The organism is Aeribacillus sp. FSL K6-3256, from assembly GCF_037965805.1.
Taxonomy (GTDB): Bacteria; Bacillota; Bacilli; order Bacillales; family Aeribacillaceae; genus Aeribacillus; species Aeribacillus composti.
This window is the reverse complement of record NZ_CP150188.1, coordinates 846,455-864,534: the sequence shown is the minus strand read 5'-3', so window position 1 is coordinate 864,534 and position 18,080 is coordinate 846,455. Positions and strand designations below refer to the sequence as shown.

Annotated in this window: 20 protein-coding genes; 7 read left to right on the top strand and 13 right to left on the bottom strand. The window is 38.5% G+C overall.

Translation table 11 applies throughout. The features are described from left to right. Nucleotides 1–50: 50 nt before the first annotated feature. On the top strand, nt 51–533 hold the full coding sequence (locus tag NSQ84_RS04130) for a phosphatidylglycerophosphatase A (protein WP_063387086.1): 483 nt from the start codon (nt 51–53) through the stop codon (nt 531–533). Nucleotides 534–583: 50 nt separating this feature from the next. Here NSQ84_RS04130 and NSQ84_RS04125 read toward each other — a convergent pair whose 3' ends face one another. Together NSQ84_RS04125 and NSQ84_RS04120 are read right to left on the bottom strand one after the other, a co-directional pair. Beyond that, the gene (locus tag NSQ84_RS04125; RefSeq protein WP_094245253.1) at nt 584–1,351 is read right to left on the bottom strand and encodes a TIGR01457 family HAD-type hydrolase; all 768 of its coding nucleotides are present in this window, start codon (nt 1,349–1,351) and stop codon (nt 584–586) included. Nucleotides 1,352–1,378: 27 nt separating this feature from the next. Continuing rightward, nucleotides 1,379–1,816, bottom strand: a complete 438-nt coding sequence (locus NSQ84_RS04120) for a DUF86 domain-containing protein (protein WP_094245252.1) — start codon at nt 1,814–1,816, stop codon at nt 1,379–1,381. 329 nt (nt 1,817–2,145) lie between these two features. Between NSQ84_RS04120 and NSQ84_RS04115 the strand changes: the two genes are divergently transcribed. The 3 genes from NSQ84_RS04115 (at nt 2,146) to NSQ84_RS04105 (ending at nt 2,998) form a co-directional block, all read left to right on the top strand. Continuing rightward, complete coding sequence (locus tag NSQ84_RS04115) at nt 2,146–2,307, top strand: hypothetical protein (RefSeq protein WP_157727910.1); 162 nt, start codon at nt 2,146–2,148, stop codon at nt 2,305–2,307. Between the two features lie 84 nt (nt 2,308–2,391). Next, nucleotides 2,392–2,658 (top strand): DUF3055 domain-containing protein, encoded by a 267-nt coding sequence (locus NSQ84_RS04110; protein WP_063387089.1) that lies wholly within the window; start codon nt 2,392–2,394, stop codon nt 2,656–2,658. Nucleotides 2,659–2,716: 58 nt separating this feature from the next. Beyond that, nucleotides 2,717–2,998: a hypothetical protein gene (locus NSQ84_RS04105; RefSeq protein WP_063387090.1), complete on the top strand. Its 282-nt coding sequence runs from the start codon at nt 2,717–2,719 to the stop codon at nt 2,996–2,998. A gap of 62 nt (nt 2,999–3,060) precedes the next feature. On the opposite strand, the gene NSQ84_RS04100 is transcribed toward NSQ84_RS04105, so the two are convergent. Then, entirely contained in the window at nt 3,061–3,336 is a 276-nt protein-coding gene (locus NSQ84_RS04100) for a YutD family protein (RefSeq protein ID WP_063387091.1), read from the bottom strand. 114 nt (nt 3,337–3,450) lie between these two features. On the opposite strand from NSQ84_RS04100, the gene NSQ84_RS04095 reads away from it, so the two are divergent. Beyond that, nucleotides 3,451–4,083, top strand: coding sequence for a YhcN/YlaJ family sporulation lipoprotein (locus NSQ84_RS04095; protein ID WP_094245251.1), 633 nt, complete (start codon nt 3,451–3,453; stop codon nt 4,081–4,083). 93 nt (nt 4,084–4,176) lie between these two features. Here NSQ84_RS04095 and lipA read toward each other — a convergent pair whose 3' ends face one another. Continuing rightward, the gene (gene lipA, locus NSQ84_RS04090; protein ID WP_063387093.1) at nt 4,177–5,073 is read right to left on the bottom strand and encodes a lipoyl synthase; all 897 of its coding nucleotides are present in this window, start codon (nt 5,071–5,073) and stop codon (nt 4,177–4,179) included. Between the two features lie 196 nt (nt 5,074–5,269). Between lipA and NSQ84_RS04085 the strand changes: the two genes are divergently transcribed. Then, complete coding sequence (locus tag NSQ84_RS04085) at nt 5,270–6,247, top strand: M23 family metallopeptidase (protein ID WP_130157080.1); 978 nt, start codon at nt 5,270–5,272, stop codon at nt 6,245–6,247. A gap of 249 nt (nt 6,248–6,496) precedes the next feature. Here NSQ84_RS04085 and NSQ84_RS04080 read toward each other — a convergent pair whose 3' ends face one another. From NSQ84_RS04080 to NSQ84_RS04070, 3 genes are read right to left on the bottom strand one after another with little or no spacing between them, the layout of a single operon-like run. Continuing rightward, nucleotides 6,497–6,805 (bottom strand): DUF1805 domain-containing protein, encoded by a 309-nt coding sequence (locus tag NSQ84_RS04080; protein WP_063387095.1) that lies wholly within the window; start codon nt 6,803–6,805, stop codon nt 6,497–6,499. Between the two features lie 57 nt (nt 6,806–6,862). Then, entirely contained in the window at nt 6,863–8,272 is a 1,410-nt protein-coding gene (locus NSQ84_RS04075; protein WP_066249209.1) for a bifunctional UDP-sugar hydrolase/5'-nucleotidase, read from the bottom strand. Next, nucleotides 8,265–9,155: a DUF72 domain-containing protein gene (locus tag NSQ84_RS04070; RefSeq protein ID WP_066249206.1), complete on the bottom strand. Its 891-nt coding sequence runs from the start codon at nt 9,153–9,155 to the stop codon at nt 8,265–8,267. Before NSQ84_RS04070 ends, NSQ84_RS04075 begins: the two co-directional genes overlap by 8 nt. Nucleotides 9,156–9,626: 471 nt before the next feature. On the opposite strand from NSQ84_RS04070, the gene NSQ84_RS04065 reads away from it, so the two are divergent. Next, entirely contained in the window at nt 9,627–10,136 is a 510-nt protein-coding gene (locus tag NSQ84_RS04065; protein ID WP_162877020.1) for an SMI1/KNR4 family protein, read from the top strand. A gap of 875 nt (nt 10,137–11,011) precedes the next feature. Here the strand turns inward: NSQ84_RS04065 and sufB are convergent. The 6 genes from sufB to NSQ84_RS04035 form a co-directional block, all read right to left on the bottom strand. Then, nucleotides 11,012–12,409, bottom strand: coding sequence for a Fe-S cluster assembly protein SufB (gene sufB, locus NSQ84_RS04060; RefSeq protein ID WP_063386926.1), 1,398 nt, complete (start codon nt 12,407–12,409; stop codon nt 11,012–11,014). A gap of 30 nt (nt 12,410–12,439) precedes the next feature. Continuing rightward, nucleotides 12,440–12,874: a Fe-S cluster assembly sulfur transfer protein SufU gene (sufU, locus tag NSQ84_RS04055; RefSeq protein ID WP_063386927.1), complete on the bottom strand. Its 435-nt coding sequence runs from the start codon at nt 12,872–12,874 to the stop codon at nt 12,440–12,442. Then, nucleotides 12,864–14,084: a cysteine desulfurase gene (locus NSQ84_RS04050; protein ID WP_063386928.1), complete on the bottom strand. Its 1,221-nt coding sequence runs from the start codon at nt 14,082–14,084 to the stop codon at nt 12,864–12,866. Before NSQ84_RS04050 ends, sufU begins: the two co-directional genes overlap by 11 nt. Continuing rightward, entirely contained in the window at nt 14,084–15,394 is a 1,311-nt protein-coding gene (gene sufD, locus NSQ84_RS04045; protein WP_311066986.1) for a Fe-S cluster assembly protein SufD, read from the bottom strand. The genes NSQ84_RS04050 and sufD overlap by 1 nt, the downstream gene beginning before the upstream one ends. Before the next feature lie 17 nt (nt 15,395–15,411). Beyond that, nucleotides 15,412–16,197, bottom strand: coding sequence for a Fe-S cluster assembly ATPase SufC (gene sufC, locus NSQ84_RS04040; protein WP_063386930.1), 786 nt, complete (start codon nt 16,195–16,197; stop codon nt 15,412–15,414). 1,032 nt (nt 16,198–17,229) lie between these two features. Further along, nucleotides 17,230–18,075, bottom strand: a complete 846-nt coding sequence (locus tag NSQ84_RS04035) for a MetQ/NlpA family ABC transporter substrate-binding protein (RefSeq protein ID WP_063386932.1) — start codon at nt 18,073–18,075, stop codon at nt 17,230–17,232. Between the last annotated feature and the right edge of the window lie 5 nt (nt 18,076–18,080).

Here is an 18,080-nt window from a genome sequence, read left to right as displayed (position 1 = left end):
ACAGCCGATTTCAGCACTTTCATATACTTGTAAAAGATAGGGTGAACGACATGGATAAAATAGAGCAAACTGCAAGAAAATGGCTGAAAGATAGAGGAGTTACACCGGATGACATCGCAGAGCTCGTCTATTTTTTACAGCAGCAATATTATCCGAACTTAACAAAGGAAGACTGTTTGCAAAACGTGGAAAGAGTTCTTTCGAAAAGAGAGGTTCAAAATGCCATTTTAACCGGAATTCAATTAGATGTTCTAGCAGAAAAGGGGGGTTTACAGGAGCCTCTTCAGTCGATCATCCAATCGGATGAAGGATTATATGGAATTGATGAAATTCTTGCATTTTCCATTGTGAATATTTACGGATCAATCGGGTTTACGAACTATGGCTATATCGATAAACAAAAGCCTGGTATACTTGCTCATTTAAACGATAAAAGCACAGGTAAGTGTCATACTTTTCTAGATGATATTGTCGGAGCCATTGCAGCGGCAGCTTCAAGCCGGCTCGCCCATCGATCCACTGATTCACAGTAGGGGCAGCGGAGCACCTATTGTGAAATCAGCTGGAAAAGAAAAAGGCTTCATCATAGCACATGCCATTCCGAAAGGTTATTCACTGTATAAGTCGGTTGTATTTCTTTATCTTTTAAGTGTTCTTTCGTTGTTACGCCTGTATGCACAAGAAGGGTGTCCATCCCTGATTGGATACCTGCCTTAATATCCGTCTCGTAATTATCTCCGACAAGAAGCGTTTCTTCTTTTTTCGTTTTCAGCATTTTCAGCCCTTGCTCTACAATAATTTTTTCAGGTTTTCCGATAAAAATCGGCTGAACATTTGTAGATACTGAAATGACCGATGTAATGGCGCCATTGCCTGGAAGCAGTCCTCGCTCAGTCGGCAGAGCAGTATCCCCGTTTGTTGAAATAAATGTTGCACCTGCGCGAACCGCTAAACAGGCCTTGGCAAGCTTTTCATAATTGATGTTTCGATCAATACCCACAACGACAAAATCCGGATTTTCATCGACGAAGCGAAAACCTTTTTCCTCCAAGGCCTTTCGCAGCCCCTCTTCACCGATTACATATATAGAAGCATTTTGTTTTCTTTCCCAAATAAAATTGGCTGTGGCAATGCTTGAAGTTAAAATTTGATGCTCTTCCGCCGGAATGCCGAGACTGATTAGTTTTTCAGCTACTTGCTTCGGGGTTTTAGAAGAATTGTTTGTCATAAATAAGTACGAAATTCCTTTTTCCTTCAGTTTTTTAACAAATTCTTCAGCTTCTTCAATTTTTTCTGTACCCCGATACATGGTGCCGTCTAAATCGATGAAATATCCTTTATATTTCTTCAATTTTTTTTCACTCCTTCAATCAATCCATTACGGCTTAAAAGCTGTAACTGGTCCTAGTTCATCTTCCAAGTAGGTTCGAACACGATGGCAAAAATTTCTCAAAACTTGTAAATGGGTTGATATTGAATCATACAGTTCTTCATGCCGTATGTTTAAATAATCTTGAACGAGCATTTTTCTGTAGGAAATTAATTTTTTTAATCCTTCCGCATCCCTGCTGTCAACGACAGATTCATCTTCTAAAATGTCAATAATATCTTCATAGCTTCCCGGGTCCCGCATAATAAAACCGTCAATAATTCCGTTTCCGATATCTAAAATCGCCTCAATCAACAATTGGGCAATCCGCTCCAACGCTTTTTTTTCAACATCAGACTCCCACTGTTGATGTCCTTCAAACATGGATACAAGATCTTCTACAAATTTTACAGTATCTTCAATCTTTTTTCTGTCCACAAAATACATATGATTTCTTTCCTTTCTTAAGGTTTTTGTATCCGTTTTTTATTTTACCATACTCGACCATTTGAACTACCTACTACTTTACACACTTTTGAGTTTTTTAAAGCAGAGCACTAAAATCCTCTCGTTAGACGGATCGATTTTGGCAAACAGAGCTGATGTTTCTAAAATTTGGATTTCGTTATTGAGCAGGCGCAAGCTTTCCGCGGTTTGATACATCTTGCATGCCGGGTAGGATCCGATCCGCTTAGATTTTTTCAATTTAGTAAAGGCACAAAAAATTGCTTTTACAGATGACGATTTTTCATGACAAGCAGAGGAGGATTTTGAATATGACTTTCGTGCCGATTCATGATATGTTTCTCCAATTAACTTCCCATTCGATACAGAAATCATGGGCTGATTGGCAGCAGATGTGCGGGCTGATAAAAAAATTGTGTTATTTTGCTTCTATTTCAACAGAAAAATCGCTATGCGAATCGAAGCAGAGGTAAGTTTTCTCACAAATTTGCGATAAATCGTTGTGAATGCATCATCTTATGCTACAATGCAATTATAAGAAACGGAGGTAATGAATCATGGCCGAACGCTTTTTTTTGTATGATGAAACCGTCGAGACAAAAACAAGATTTGTTAGCTTTATGGGAGAAAATCAACGCTTTGATTTAGCCATTATTCAATCGGACCGCTATTACGGAAAATATCTTGTACTAAATTTGCAAAGCAACCGGTTTGCGATCATTGGGGAAGATGATCTTAAAGAACCGGGGTATTTAGAAGATGTTTATCAATTAAATGATGAAGACGCAAAAGAGCTTCGGGAGTTTTTATATGAGATCGTCTAATGAATAAATTACCTTCCATGAGGAACGATAATGGTAAAATCATGGACAGGTGAACAAAATGGACAAACAAAATGAATATACTGATTTTTCAGTAGTGGAAACAATGCGAAACTATATTATCCCGGAGGATATGCCGGAAGGCGCCTACGGAGCTCCGCGGGGAAAGGATGAACCTGTGGAGAATAAAAGCACACCTTGGGAAGAAGGTCAGCGTCCATATAGCAGTTTTAACTATGAATTCAAATCCTTGCATCAGAATTTGCCGAGACAATTTCCGGGCAGTCATCCTCCTCATGATGAACCTGATAAAAATGAAGAAGACCCGTATGAAATAAAGTAATCAGGACGGCTGTATGCCGTCCTGATTACTTTTTCACACCCAGATGTTTTTGCATCTGGCGTTTATTTTTTTATTTTCTTTAATACAAAATAAGCACAGCCGAAATTGCAATATTCATACAAATATTCATCTAATGAGCTGATTTTCGTATCATGTGTTGCTTTTTGGTTTTGATCATCAAAAAATCCTCTCAGCCGCAATTGGCTATATCCCCAATCGCCGACAATATAATCATATTTGTTTAAAATTTCACTGTACCTTGCTTTAAAAGCCTCTTCATTAAAACCATTTTTAAAATCTTTTATAAGCTCGTATGTTTGATTAAAAATTGTGATCATTTACAAATTCACCCTCTTCCATATGTTTATCATAAACAAATGATTTCCCTCCATCAATTGCCTGACAACAATTTTTTAAAAGCGGCAATCCTAAAATTATAAGGAGGTGCTGAAATGAAAAAAAGGCTTTTTACTCCTTTTATCATAGCTGCGCTTGCAGCCAGCGGGTGCCAATATGATCAAGAAGGAAAAGGTCTATATAATGAAAACGGGAATACTGTAAACGTGGCAGAAAGAAATGATAATTATAACAGCAATAAAGATTCAGACAGCTTTGGATATGTCCGGCATCAAAAAAGTCCAACAGCCGGAATAGAGAAAGCCACAGTAAAAACTCCTGTCATCAATCGGGAACAATTAGCAGACGTAATCGGAAGGCTTGCCGTCCAGCTTCCAAATGTTCATGATGCTGCTACGCTCGTAACAGATGAAGAAGTTCTTATAGCGTATAAAACCGATTCAAACAACAAATTTGAAACAGCTGACCAAGTGAAAAAGACAGCTGCATCCATTGTTCCGCGTTATTTTCATATTTATGTAACCGATAATCCTAATCTGTTTAAAGAAATCGAATCATACAGCACTCTTGATGGAGAGTCTCCAAATATTAACCGCAATTTAAACCAGACCATTCAGCGCATGTTAAAGTCTCCCCAAGGAAGAAAATTGAATGCTGGTGAAAATGCAAATGGCGAAGGATTCGGAGAAATGAACGAAAGTATTGATCACGACATAAAAGATCAATGAAATAAACGTTGATGCATAGGTGAATTTTTTAGAGGTTATTTACCTATTTTTATTAAAACGGGCCGTCAAGAAGTTCTTGACGGCTCTGTGGCTTTAAGCTTTTGCCTGCCGCTGTTTGGCTGCCTCATTTACTTGTTCATCAGCATGATAAGACGAACGGACTAACGGACCTGCCTCGCAATGGCTGAATCCTTTTGACAAAGCAATTTCTTTTAATTCTGCAAATTCATCTGGATGGTAAAATTTTTGAACTTTTAAATGTTTTTTCGTAGGCTGCAAATATTGTCCGATTGTGATGATGTCAACATGATTTGCACGAAGGTCATCCATCGCTTCGATAATTTCTTCTTTCGTTTCCCCAAGCCCGATCATAATGCTTGATTTTGTCGGAATATCCGGATTGATTTCTTTTGCTCTCCGCAAAAACTCCAAAGAACGTTCATAGGTTGCACGAGCGCGAACCCTTGGGGTTAAGCGCCGAACAGTTTCAATATTATGGTTTAAAATATCAGGTTTAGCATCCATTAATGTTTTTAAATTTTCGTACACTCCGCCCATGTCAGATGGAAGAACTTCTATTGTAGTAAATGGATTTTTTTTGCGCACAGCACGAACCGTTTCAGCAAAAACGGCTGCTCCGCCATCTTTCAAATCATCACGGGCAACTGCAGTGATGACAACATGCTTTAAGTTCATAATGCGGACGGAATCCGCTACACGCTCCGGCTCTTGCCAATCAAGCTCGGTTGGCAGTCCTGTTTTCACTGCACAGAAGCGGCATGCGCGTGTACAAACGCTTCCTAAAATCATAAATGTTGCCGTTCTTCTCACTGCCCAGCATTCATGAATATTGGGGCATTTCGCTTCTTCACAAACCGTATGAAGCTTTTGCTCGCGCATCAATTTTTTTAACCCTGTGTAATTCTCGTTTGTATTTAATTTTATTTTAAGCCATTCAGGTTTTCGTAAACTTTCTTCTTTTTGAGCCATTTTTCATCATCTCCAATATGTAATCATTAAAAAAATAAAGATGATACACTATAGTCAATTTAACATAAGGAAAGATATTGGACAAGAAAAAGGAATTTTATATTCCTTCAATTTCCAGCCATTGAAACTTTACTTTTTTCTTACACTAAGACATGACATGATGGAAAGGAGTTTATCAATTGTGGTTCTCAGAAAAATGTTATTATTGGCTGCACTTTTATCTTTATTTTCCAGCCATGCCAATGCGTCCAGTCAATTAACTGAACAACAAATAAATCATTTGCGAATGAGCCTGTATAAAAAGGTGGAAGCCATCACCCAGATTCCTTGGTATGTATTGGCTGCGTGCGACCAATACGAACGAAACGTCAGAAAAATAAAAAATGATATCCCAAAACAAAAAGGAGTTATTGGCATTTACATTCCTCCTGATAAATGGGCTGGGACAGCCAATCCGAATCTGAACGACCAAAATCCGGTTAGCATTCAGCTATTCGGGGGAATCGGAATGGATGGAAACGGCGACGGCAAAGCGCAAATGGATCATGATGAAGATGTCTTATATAGTTTTGCACATTTTTTATCAAAATATGGTAATGATATAGAAAATTTAAAAATTGGTTTATGGTCTTATTATCACCGTGATAAAACGGTCGGAATTATTTTAGGTCATATGAAATTGTTCAAACATTTCGGGCATCTGCAATTAAACGAGCATGCTTTTCCTCTTCCCGTCAGAACTGATTACAGCTACCGTGACACATGGGGAGATGCGCGTGGATGGGGCGGCCGGAGAATTCATGAAGGCACAGATATATTTGCACATTATGGCGTACCGGTTCGTTCCACTTGCTACGGAATTGTCGAAATGAAAGGCTGGAATCGCTATGGGGGCTGGAGAATCGGTATTCGGGACATTCAGAATACGTACCATTATTTTGCACATTTAAACGGCTTTGCCAAAGACATTCACGTTGGACAAATCGTAAAACCGGGGCAAATCATCGGTTCTGTCGGAAGCAGCGGCTACGGCCCTCCAGGAACATCTGGCAAATTCCCGCCGCACTTGCATTACGGGATGTATAAAGACAACGGTAAAACCGAGTGGTCTTTTGACCCTTATCCGCATTTAAAACTATGGGAACGGCTTGAATGGCAAAAAGAAAAAAAATAAAGAGCCCGCACCAACTCAGGAACGGGCTCTTTATGAATCAATTTTATGTTTTTTACTCGACTGAATGGCAATTACTTGCGACTATATCACTGATCAAATGATAGAAAATACTTTTTCATGTCTGTTGAAAAATCCATTAAGGAATACATCTTATTTAAATTCATAGATGGTACGTTTTGGAAACTTCTTTCATCTGTACACTATAGATGAGCAATAATCATTCTTTTATAAAAAGATAATGGTTGTTTTTTATTTTTCTACCATTTTCAATAGTGCTTCTTTGCCTGTCATCCCTGCCTTAATGCCAATTGCCTCCGCTTCTGTTGTGACTGATTCCAATGGGGCTTCAAGAAGCTGCTCAATTGTCCTCACTCCGACAGCGCGGCCGGCAATAATTTTTCTCTCTTTTAATTTTTCATTCAATAAGGCTACATCAAGCGCACCGCACATAATATAACCTTTTTCGGCTGTAACAGCCATGAAATTCGTTTTTGGCAGCTGAATGGTAATGGCGGTAAATTGATGATCACCAATTTTAACCGGCGATACAGATACCATAAAATACCCTCCTTCCCTACTTCACTTTATGAAAGGAAAGGAGATGTTGACAAAAATTTATTGATGGATTTGCAGGAACTGTTTCGATAATTTCCAAGCAAGTACATCTCTTAGCAATTCAGGCATGAAGTATATTTTATTCTTTACACGGCTTAATTGCGGATATAATGGACCTAATGTAAACATATCAATAGTTGCCACTGCATACACATGATTTTGATCAAGATGTTTTCCATTTACAAAGATCTTTTTCACATGTTCCTTGCCATCTTCCAACGTTTCCATGACCGTTTCAATGCCGTCAAAAACCATACGCCCCATTACTTTGCCTCTGAAGCCTAATCCTTTAAGCTTCAATTGCTCCATTTCTTTTGTCCGTGCTTGTAAAATAACTTCTTTTAATTGATCGCCTTGAACCATGATTTTACAAGGATTAATCGGATGAGGACAAATCCGGTGCAAATCGCCTTTTGTGACGAGTCCTTTCGGAAGCGATTCAAGCAATACTCCGGCATTCACCATGGAAACTTCCCCATCGCACCATTCTTTTAAAGCGGAAGCCAACAGTTTTGCAAATGGTGAATCTGAAAACCAATCAATCCGTAATTCTTCTTTTAATTCCACAACAGCTTCGTTAAGTTTTTGAGCACTTTCAGCTTTTTTTTGATCAAGCCACTTTATAGTAAAAACATCTTCTTTTTCAATCGTTTTCGTTTCAATAATCTCCGCTTTTTTATTTACCAGCTTCTTTTGAGCAGAGTCGATCTTAAGTTCAATATGTCCAAGCCACTGTCCAAACTTTCCTGCTCCCGCCAAAAGCGTATTGCCTACAAGCTTTCCACGATCAAGCACATGATGTGTATGGGCTCCTAATATAACATCGATATCAGGAAATTGTTGAGCAATCCATTCATCATCGGATATTCCAAGGTGTGATAAAAGAATGATAACATCTGCTTTGCCCCGGATTTCCTCCAATGTTTCTTTTATATTTGCCATCGGTTCTGTTATCATCCACCCTAACTGACGGTAAAATTGCTCAAAGCAAACCGTTACGCCTAAAATACCGATTCGGACTCCATTTTGTAAATGTTTAATCACATAAGGCTTTGCCCATTTTGGTCTAGTACCGTCTAAGTAAAATAAATTAGACACAATGACAGGGAATTGTGCATGATTATACAGCCGATCCAATGCTTCAAAAGGAAGAGTAATTCCTTCATTATTTCCAATCGTTATTGCATCTGGAGTTAAATGATTCAGCAGCTCAACATTTGCGACTCCCCCGGTCGCTTCAGTAATTGGGTGAAAGCGATCGACGTGATCGCCGATATCGAATAAAAAAACAGTTTCGTTTTTACTTTTATGAATATGTTTTTTTGTTTTTAGATAATGAACGATTTTCGGCCAATTTTCAAAATGACTGTGCAGATCATTCGTATGATATATATGAACCGTCTCAATCAAAGTCGCTCTCTCCTTCAGTGGGATACTTTTCAAAACACTCAAATAAATCAAGCTGCCTTGGCGCTAAATCATGATATGTAATTCCTAACTTTTTCATCAGTTCTTTTCCATTGTCCGCCGCGTCTCCGCCCGAGTTGTTGTTGAAAATGAGATAGAGATCTTTAGTTTGCTTTTTCAGCATTTTTATGTGTCCTTTCCATTCATCAAGCTCTTGTTCATTATATCTATATAAATATCGTACTTCACGCCAATTCCCTTCTTTTGGCCTCAGCCATCCATGAACATTTCGTCCATGAAATCTTACCAAGGTCTTTTCTCTATTCGTGCAATATAATACGGTCGGAACTGAATTTTCCCCTGCCTGCGGCTCATCACAAATGGTGTGAATCCACCCTTCCTTCTCCATGAATTGAAGCGTTTTTTCATAATATGTAGGAAGGAACCAGGAGCGGTGGCGAAATTCTAGTGCACAAGGGGCATCCTTCATTTGCTCTTTGCACCATCGCAAGAAATCAACATTTTCTCTTTTGCAGTGAAACCAAGGGGGAAATTGAAAAAGAACCATTGCCAATTTATTCGCTTCTTGAAAGGGCTGAATCATTTTATAAAAAGCAGCGAACATTTCTGAGCGGCTTTCGAAAGATCCTAAGCCTGTTTCGTGTCCAGTCATTCCTTTATACGCCTTTACAATGAATTGAAAATTTTGGGGCGTCTCGTTCACCCATTTTCGAACGTTTTTCTCAGGCTGTATCGAATAAAAAGTGGAATCGACCTCAACAACAGGAAAATGTCCTGCATAAATCGTTAATTTATCATTCGATGATGTTCCGGATGGATAGAGAGAATCATGATCTCCCCAACCTGTCAAGCCTATGTAAATCATTTCTTACTCCTATCAATGTAGTCTTTATATACTCATCATAATACAGCATCGAAAAAGATTCACGATTTAAGCATTTTTTTGTTATAAAAGGCTGGCAGTATTTTTGGACATTGTATTTATAACAACAATAAAAATAAAGAGTTTTGCAACAAAAAAGTTCAAATATCTCATCCTGTACAGTTGCTGATCGAAAAAACAGGTAAAGTAAAGATGTTATAAGGATCTATGATCAGGAAATAATTCACAGATTCATCATTTACAACTTGAAAAAGCTGATGCTGCCAATTGGACTACTTCAGATAGAAAAATTACAGAAAATGGTATAATAAACATATAAGAGCACAGTTTGGCCAAATGATAAAATACACCGTATTCTACAATTTTAGTAACCTCATACAACTGTAAAAGGATTTCCACAGAAAGATTGTTAGTCCTTGCTGGATGAATGATAAAAGGAGTGATAGCCACAACATGTCAGTACGAATCAAAATGACTTTAGATGCTTTGAATAAAAGACTAGATGAAAAGAATATGCTGGTTGTTCAAAATGAAGAAGGATTTTTAGGAAAACTACAATTTCGTTTCAATCCCCCTGCAACAGAAGAAGAAATCAAGAAGCTGCCTTTTAATATTCCTAGTGACTATGAAGACTTTCTGAAAATATGTAATGGTGCTACATTATTTGATGATCCTGAAAACGGAGGTGGACTGCAATTATTATCTGTCGAAGAGATACTAGAGGATTATCAATATATTGATTATCCTCCAGATTGGTTTCCTATTGGATATGGCTACGATGGCTGCCGGCTCATTATAGCTTTAGCTCCCGAAAGAAAAGGATATCTTTATTGGCTTGACAACGGCGGAAGTTTGGACGATCCGTTTGGGTTTCTAAACCTGACTTTTGAAAAATGGTTTGATTACTTTATAGTAGCCCAAGGTAGTAAGTTTTGGGAATGGACATGGGATTTTAATAGGTAAATTATCGCTTAGGGCTAAATATATTTTGATCGTATAAATAAGTTTGCTTCTTCTTTATGAAAGGGTCTCATTAAAAAGGATGCGGCTTCAGAAAATGACGCGCAATACAAATGTATTAAGGTGGTTGTGTTGAAGATCGTGAAAGAAGCCGTGATTGTTTCTCTTGCACTCCATAATTATATATTTTAGGAACAGTTATATTTGGCCAACATCTTATACTCCTAATATGATGAATTTTTATCAGGAGATGAAATTACTGCAAATAATATAGCATTTGGTTTTATCAATCCATTATTTTTCTTGTTATCTTTTATTCTCCTTGCAATGATTTGCGGCTCGGTTTTATTTTGGTATGAGAAATGTTCAAGACTCATAGAAAAACGTAAGCCATCATTTATGGTGTTCTAGAGGAGAGGGGCAAGGGAAATTTTAAAGCCTTCTGATTCTTCTTTCTCACAGCCACTATTGGCATTGGAGAAAAGCTGTTATGCAATGTAAACTATAGAAATAGTCCGGTGAGTGACGTTTCCTGCTGCCACAGAAGTGTGCAAACATGCAAACTCCTTGTTCTTTCTTTACATGATGCTCTCCTTTAGCTGGAGCGAAAGATTAAGATACTAAAGCATAAAAATACCGCTGACACATATCTCCATGTGACCAAGAAAATTGAGGACGAGGCACTGGAGTTGTATTAACGGTATACAAACATGAATATCTAATTTTTGTGGGTGAATTGTGGGACTGTCCAGAAAGTCAAATCCCCATTGAAAACAAAAAATTATAAACACCGATATATCAACTTTTCTAAAACATTAATGGGGGCGTCAATAAGCCGTAAAAACGACTTATTAGACACCCCCTTAGTATTATAAGGATTATCCAATACTTCCTTCCATTTCAAACTTGATGAGGCGGTTCATTTCAACGGCGTATTCCATTGGCAGCTCTTTTGTGAATGGTTCAATGAATCCCATGACGATCATTTCGGTTGCTTCCTCTTCAGAAATGCCGCGGCTCATGAGATAAAACAGCTGCTCTTCAGATACTTTCGATACTTTTGCTTCATGTTCCAAAGATATATTATCGTTTAAGATTTCATTATATGGAATCGTGTCGGAAGTTGATTGGTTATCCATGATTAATGTGTCGCATTCAATGTTTGCACGTGCTCCATCTGCTTTCCGACCAAAATGGACTATACCTCGGTACGTTACTTTTCCACCTTGTTTCGAGATCGATTTCGAAACAATCGTAGATGAAGTATTCGGCGCTAAATGAAGCATTTTCGCTCCTGCATCTTGATGTTGACCTTTACCGGCAAGGGCAATGGACAATGTCATGCCGCGTGCACCTTCACCTTTCAAAACGACTGCAGGATATTTCATAGTTAATTTCGAACCGATGTTTCCGTCAATCCATTCCATTGTTGCATTTTCTTCACAAACCGCACGTTTCGTTACTAAGTTATACACATTGTTTGCCCAGTTTTGAATTGTTGTATAGCGGCAATAGGCTCCCTTTTTCACAATGATTTCTACAACAGCACTGTGCAGCGAGTTAGTTGTGTAGACAGGCGCCGTACATCCTTCAACATAATGAACGTGGGCACCTTCATCAACTATAATTAACGTCCGTTCAAATTGTCCCATGTTTTCTGAATTAATTCGGAAATATGCTTGCAAAGGCGTATCAACTTTTACTCCAGGCGGAACGTAAATAAATGAACCCCCTGACCAAACTGCAGAGTTTAAAGCGGCAAATTTGTTATCAGTCGGCGGAACGACCGTCGCCCAATATTTTTTAAAGATGTCCTCGTTTTCTTTTAAGGCGCTGTCTGTATCTTTAAAAATGATGCCCATTTTTTCAAGGTCTTCTTTCATATTGTGATACACAACTTCTGATTCGTATTGGGCAGAAACACCTGCTAAATATTTTTGTTCCGCTTCAGGAATTCCGAGCTTATCAAAAGTGCGTTTAATTTCTTCTGGAACTTCATCCCAAGAACGTCCTGAGTGTTCAGAAGGTTTTACGTAATAAGTAATTTCATCGAAATCTAAAGCAGACAAATCGCCGCCCCATTGAGGCATTGGCATTTTATAAAAATGGTCTAAAGCTTTCAAGCGGAATTGCAGCATCCACTCAGGCTCATTTTTCATTTTCGAAATTTGTTCAACAATTTCTCTTGTCAATCCGCGTTCTGCTCGGTATATAGAAACGTCTTTATCGACAAAACCATACTTATAATCGCCTATTTCAGGCATTTTTTTCGCCATACTTTCTCACTCCAATCTAATTTAATTTTATCACTCGACTTCAGATCGCACACCTTTTTCCATCGCTTTCCAGGCAAGCGTTGCACATTTGATTCGAGCTGGAAATTTTGAAACGCCTTGCAATGCTTCAATATCTCCTAAATCAATATCATCATCGTATTCCTTGCCTTGCATCATATCGGAGAAGATTTTAGAAAGCTTAAGAGCATTTTCAATCGTTTGTCCTTTGATCGCTTCGGTCATCATGGATGCCGATGACATCGAAATGGAGCAGCCTTCCCCTTCAAACTTCGCATCGATGACTTTTCCATCTTCAATTTTCATTGTCAAATGAATTCTATCACCGCAGGTTGGATTGTTCATGTCAACCGTAACGCTGTCTTGAAGAGAGCCTTTATTTCTAGGATTTTTATAGTGATCCATAATGACTTGACGATACAATGTGTCAAGATTATCAAATGACATTGCCGAAATACTCCTTTGTTTTTTGAATTGCGCGAATGAATAAATCAATTTCTTCTTCAGTATTATATAGATAAAAGCTCGCCCGTGCTGTCGCTGATACTTCTAAGCATTTCATCAATGGCTGGGCGCAATGGTGCCCGGCTCGGATCGCAATACCTTCCGCATCCAGAACAGTTGCCACATCGTGAGGATGAATGCCTTCGAGGTTGAAGGTAACGAGCCCAGCCCGTTCTTTCGGTCCGTAAATTGTCATGCCTTCAATATTTGAGCATTGCTCCAATGCATATTGTGCAAGTCTATGTTCATGATTGAAAATATTCTCAAGCCCAATTTCTTCCAAAAAGTCAATTGCTGCGGCTAATCCAACTGCTCCGGCAATAATTGGTGTACCAGCTTCAAATTTCCATGGGAGCTCCTTCCATGTAGATTCATATAAACCGACAAAATCAATCATCTCTCCGCCGGTTTCAACCGGTTCCATATTTTCGAGCAGCTCTTTTTTTCCGTATAGAACACCGATTCCTGTCGGAGCACACATTTTATGTCCCGAGAAAGCAAGAAAATCACAATTTAAATCTTGAACATCAATTTTCATATGTGGTGCTCCTTGAGCAGCATCTACGACAAGAACAGCTCCGTTTTGATGAGCAATTTCGCCTATTTCTTTTACTGGATTGATCGTGCCAAGAACATTGGATACGAGCGCAATCGAAACAATTTTCGTATTGGCTGTAATCGTATTTCGAACATCACTTAACGAGATAGTTCCGTCTTCTTTTAGTGGTATATATTTTAACGTAGCTCCTGTTTCTTTTGCAACTTGCTGCCATGGAATTAAATTGGCATGATGCTCCATGTACGTAATGACAATTTCATCGCCTTCATTTAAATTGGCCCTTCCATAGCTCTGTGCCACCATATTTAGTCCTGTTGTTGTTCCCCGTGTAAAAATAATTTCCTGGACGGATTTTGCGTTAATAAATTGACGAACTCTTTCCCGTGAACCTTCATAGGCATCTGTAGCTTTTGTACCAAGTGTATGAACACCGCGATGCACATTTGAATTGTACTCGCGGTAGTATTTTGTGATTGCATCAATGACGACATTTGGCTTTTGCGATGTTGCAGCATTATCCAAATAAACTAAATCGCGGCCGTTGACCTTTTGACTAAGGATCGGGAACTGTTTGCGAATTTCTTTAATATCCATTACCGAACTTTCCTTTCAATAACCTCTGTCAATTGGTTTTTTACACTTTCAATCGGCATTTGTCTTACAACAGGATCTAAAAATCCATGAATAATTAATCGCTCAGCCTCCGATTTTGAAATTCCTCTGCTCATTAAATAGTAGAGCTGAATCGGGTCAACACGTCCCACAGATGCGGCATGGCCGGCGACAACATCATCTTCATCAATGAGCAAAATCGGATTTGCGTCTCCTCTTGCCTTTTCACTTAACATTAAAACGCGGGATTCCTGCTCAGCATTTGATTTCGATGCACCGTGCTCAATTTTGCCGATGCCGTTAAAAATGGACGTCGCACTGTCTTTCATAACACCATGTTTTAAAATGTTGCCTTCGGTATGTTTGCCAAAGTGAACGACCTTCGTCGTAAAGTTTTGAATCTGGCTTCCTCTCCCAACAACAACTGTTTTTGTATCGCCTATAGAACCGTCTCCGACAAGATTTGTTGTGTTTTCAGAAATCGTATTGCCGTCATTCATTAATCCTAATGCCCAAAGAATTTTTGCATCGCGTCCAGCAACCCCGCGGCGGTTCACATATGTTGTGATGTTTTCAGTCAGATTGTCAACCGCACCGTAAGAAACTTTCGCATTAGTATTGGCGATAACTTCGGTAATTAAATTAAACACAGCACCCTCTGTTTCGGTGGTCGAGATGTAGTTTTCGACATACGTAACAGAACTATTATCATCCGCAACGATGATCACATGATTAAACAAATTGGCTTCAGGGTTTTCATGTATAAAAACCGCCTGAAGAGGCTTTTCCACTTCTACATTTTTCGGCACATACACAAAGACCCCGCCGTTTAAATAGGCTGCGTGCAAAGCTGTCAGCCGATGTTCATCAATTTTTACTCCATCTTTCATAAAATATTGCTGAAGCAAGTCTCCGTGTTCCTTCGCAGCCGTGTGAATGTCAGTAAAAATAACTCCTTTTTCTTTCAAATCTTCAGAGACTGTCAAAAAAGCAGGCGTATTGTCACGTTGTATATAGAGATTTTTATGTTCTTCATCTGCGTCAATAAGCGTTTTTACTTCTTCCGGCAGCTCATCAAGAGAAGATAGAGTGCTGCTGGAAACGACATGTTTAGAAAACTGAGAGAAATTCCATTTGTCGATTTTTGTTTTATCCGGCTTTGGCAATGGAAGCTCTTCAGCTTTTGCAAGAGCAAGCAAGCGAAGATCTTTCAGCCAGTCCGGTTCACCTAACTGTTTGGAGAAATTTTCTATATATTTCTGGTCAAACGGTAGTTTCGTTTCTACAGTCATTTTGATCCTCCTAACACTTACGCTTCTTGCCCTACTGTTTCGTCTTCGATGCCTAATTCCTTTTTAATCCAGTCATATCCTTCTGCTTCAAGACGCTGAGCTAGTTCTGCTCCGCCGGATTTCACGATTCTTCCTTGCATCATAACATGAACAAAATCTGGTGTAATATAGTTTAACAAACGTTGATAGTGTGTAATAATCAAGCAGCCAAACTCAGGGCTCCGCATTTCGTTGATACCTTTGGAAACAATTTTCAACGCATCAATATCTAAGCCTGAATCAATTTCGTCCAAGATGGCAATCTTAGGCTCAAGCATCATTAATTGAAGTATTTCATTCCGCTTTTTCTCACCGCCCGAGAATCCTTCATTTAAATATCGCTGCGCCATCCCTTGATCCATTTCAAGAAATTCCATTTTTTCATCCATTTTGCGAATAAATTTCATTAAAGAAATTTCGTTGCCTTCGCCTCGGCGGGCGTTGATAGCTGAACGCAAGAAATCAGCATTTGTGACTCCGCTGATCTCACTTGGATATTGCATGGCAAGAAAAAGTCCTGCACGCGCACGCTCATCTACTTCCATCTCAAGCACATCTTGTCCGTCGAGAGTTATGGATCCTTGTGTCACTTCATATTTTGGATGTCCCATGATCGCGGAGGAAAGAGTTGATTTTCCTGTTCCGTTCGGCCCCATGATCGCATGAATTTCTCCGCCTTTTATTTCAAGGTTCACACCTTTTAAAATTTCTTTCCCTTCTACGGAAACATGCAAATCTTTAATCGTTAATGTAGATCCTGACATAACCAATACCTCCATTAATCTATAGGTCAAATATTAATATCATTCTCAATTTATTCTCATTATTATTTTATAACAAATTAAAAGTGAATACAACCTTTTAATATCTCACAACATTATTCATATTACCAAATTTTTAGGAACAAAGTATATAGTCATCTTAGTATCATTCAAACAAACTTGTTGTATGTATTCAATAAAAAGAAAAACCAGTCTTTGCCGACTGGCTGATTTAGTTTAGCGTAGACAAAAACAATTTCCCTTTCAGATTAGCTGTTACAATTTGGCTGCTGCGGTAATTTCGTTCTCTTTTTCTTTCAACCTTCATTCGCTTCTTATGTGTTCTCCTATATTCGTTATATCCCATTCCGTGAAATTGATGCATTGCTTTTTCCATTTCAGACGTAAATTTAATGTCTATCATTTCTTGGTTTAAATAAATAATGAACCAATCCTTTCATTTTTTATACAATTTAATGTTAGCAATGATTACAGCTTGCAAGCAACCTGCTGTATCGCTGATTAAAACAGCTTAAAACCCATTTTAAGCCAATGAGAAAGGATTAAAGGTTCAATCTTACAAATGCTCCAAAATACTGAAAATTACATCTTTATTTGTTTTTCATGCAAAACATTCCGTTCTAAATGCGGCCGCTAAGCTCATCACAAGTCCTTCTTCGAAAGCTGGTGCAAATCCTGCTGCTTCATATATTTCCTTTCGGCTGCATTCCCGCTGGAGAGAAAAAATACAATATTCATCTTGCATTTGACACTGATCTTTCATGCTATTGATAGCTCAACCTTTTTGAAACAAGCAATTGTAAAATTATGTTGAGTAAATGCCCCATTCCCTTTCTTATGTTCTGCTGAAGCGCTTAATTGAAATGAACAGCACTTTCTATTTGCTTTTTTGGCGGCATAAATTTCACCTAAGTTCGTACGTTTTTTCTCAAATGAAATTTTGTCCAAACAATACCAGCTCAGCTTGGTCCAAAAAAAGAAGCTGCGCGTAAATATGCACAGCTTCCCAATTGATTATTCAGCAGGAATAACGGAGCCTTGATAATTTGTTTGAATAAATTCTTTAATTTCATCTGATTGTAACACTTCTACAAGAGCTTTAATTTTTTCAGAGTCTTTATCTTCACTGCGGACAGCAATGACGTTTACATACGGATTGTCTTTTGGCGATTCAAGAGCAATGGCATCTTTTGATGGGTCAAGTCCTGCATCCAGAGCAAAGTTCCCGTTAATTAATACAGCGTCGCCTTCATTGTTTTCATAAGCTTTCGTCAACATTGGCGCTTCGATGTCTGTTTTGAATTTCAAATTCTTTTTGTTTTCTGCTATGTCATCAACTGTCGCTTTCGTTTTATCAACGCCATCTTTCAGCTTAATTAAACCTTTTTCCTCCAGCATTGACAGCATGCGTCCATGGTCAGCAACTGAGTTACTCATGATAATAGTAGCTCCATCCGGAAGCTCCTCTAAAGATTTATATTTTTTTGAATATACGCCAATTGGCTCAATATGAATTCCGCCGGCATTGACAAAATCATATCCATGTTCTTGTTTCTGTGCTTCAAGGTAAGGGATATGCTGGAAGTAGTTTGCATCAATATCCTTTTCCGCTAAAGCTTTATTCGGCAATACATAATCAGTGAATTCTTCAATTTCCAATTTATATCCTTTTTTCTCAAGAAGCGGTTTTGCTTCCTCTAAAATTTCTGCATGTGGAACAGGAGATGCGCCAACTTTAATTACTTCATTTTTCTCATTGTCAGAGCCGCCGGAGCTGCCTCCCTGATTACTTCCACCTCCGCAAGCAGAAGCAAATATCATCGTCGCACCTAAAACAGTCGCTAAAAGCCATTTTTTCATATTAT

Coding starts and splice junctions, on each gene's coding strand:
- NSQ84_RS04130 (WP_063387086.1), top strand. CDS start 51: ATGGATAAAATAGAGCAAACTGCAAGAAAATGGCTGAAAGATAGAGGA.
- NSQ84_RS04120 (WP_094245252.1), bottom strand. CDS start 1,816: ATGTATTTTGTGGACAGAAAAAAGATTGAAGATACTGTAAAATTTGTA.
- NSQ84_RS04115 (WP_157727910.1), top strand. CDS start 2,146: ATGACTTTCGTGCCGATTCATGATATGTTTCTCCAATTAACTTCCCAT.
- NSQ84_RS04110 (WP_063387089.1), top strand. CDS start 2,392: ATGGCCGAACGCTTTTTTTTGTATGATGAAACCGTCGAGACAAAAACA.
- NSQ84_RS04105 (WP_063387090.1), top strand. CDS start 2,717: ATGGACAAACAAAATGAATATACTGATTTTTCAGTAGTGGAAACAATG.
- NSQ84_RS04100 (WP_063387091.1), bottom strand. CDS start 3,336: ATGATCACAATTTTTAATCAAACATACGAGCTTATAAAAGATTTTAAA.
- NSQ84_RS04095 (WP_094245251.1), top strand. CDS start 3,451: ATGAAAAAAAGGCTTTTTACTCCTTTTATCATAGCTGCGCTTGCAGCC.
- lipA (WP_063387093.1), bottom strand. CDS start 5,073: ATGGCTCAAAAAGAAGAAAGTTTACGAAAACCTGAATGGCTTAAAATA.
- NSQ84_RS04085 (WP_130157080.1), top strand. CDS start 5,270: ATGTTATTATTGGCTGCACTTTTATCTTTATTTTCCAGCCATGCCAAT.
- NSQ84_RS04080 (WP_063387095.1), bottom strand. CDS start 6,805: ATGGTATCTGTATCGCCGGTTAAAATTGGTGATCATCAATTTACCGCC.
- NSQ84_RS04070 (WP_066249206.1), bottom strand. CDS start 9,155: ATGATTTACATAGGCTTGACAGGTTGGGGAGATCATGATTCTCTCTAT.
- NSQ84_RS04065 (WP_162877020.1), top strand. CDS start 9,627: ATGTCAGTACGAATCAAAATGACTTTAGATGCTTTGAATAAAAGACTA.
- sufB (WP_063386926.1), bottom strand. CDS start 12,409: ATGGCGAAAAAAATGCCTGAAATAGGCGATTATAAGTATGGTTTTGTC.
- sufU (WP_063386927.1), bottom strand. CDS start 12,874: ATGTCATTTGATAATCTTGACACATTGTATCGTCAAGTCATTATGGAT.
- NSQ84_RS04050 (WP_063386928.1), bottom strand. CDS start 14,084: ATGGATATTAAAGAAATTCGCAAACAGTTCCCGATCCTTAGTCAAAAG.
- sufD (WP_311066986.1), bottom strand. CDS start 15,394: ATGACTGTAGAAACGAAACTACCGTTTGACCAGAAATATATAGAAAAT.
- sufC (WP_063386930.1), bottom strand. CDS start 16,197: ATGTCAGGATCTACATTAACGATTAAAGATTTGCATGTTTCCGTAGAA.
- NSQ84_RS04035 (WP_063386932.1), bottom strand. CDS start 18,075: ATGAAAAAATGGCTTTTAGCGACTGTTTTAGGTGCGACGATGATATTT.